This window comes from Paenibacillus sp. 598K, from assembly GCF_003851045.1.
Lineage (GTDB): Bacteria > Bacillota > Bacilli > Paenibacillales > Paenibacillaceae > Paenibacillus_D.
In genome coordinates, this window is sequence record NZ_BFBX01000132.1 from 6,600 (window position 1) to 7,019 (window position 420).

Genomic DNA, 420 nt, shown 5'->3' on the forward strand with positions numbered 1-420 from the left:
CCGAGCAGCTCCGCCGTCTCCTTCGGGCTCAGCCAGCGCTCGGCGCTGCCCAGCTCGCTGTCATGCGGGCCTCCGCCATACAGCGCTCCGTCTATCGGCGCTACGTCGTGCAGCGCGTCGTGGGGCGCTCCGCCACCTGGCTGCCAGCGTCCATCGGAGCGCTGGGCCGGTGCCAGGTGCGGCTCGCCCGCAGACTCTATCGTCCTGGCGAGCGGCAACTGAGCAGCGGCTTCGGCTCCATCCGACTCCAGCCAGCAAGCCACATCCTCATCCTTTGGCATCTGCGCGCGCTCGTGCAGGGCGCGCGCCCATGCCGCATAGGAGGAAGACTTGGCCGGCAACTCCGGGCGGCGGCCCTGCAGCATCGCCTCCAGCAGCCGTTCCAGATCCTCAGTGAGGATAAGCCAGGACACGGCGTCG

General features: G+C 69.8%; 1 protein-coding gene. It reads right to left on the reverse strand.

The features are described from left to right. On the reverse strand, positions 1-420 hold a 420-nt coding region (locus PA598K_RS30190; RefSeq protein WP_221414193.1), incomplete at both ends, for a hypothetical protein.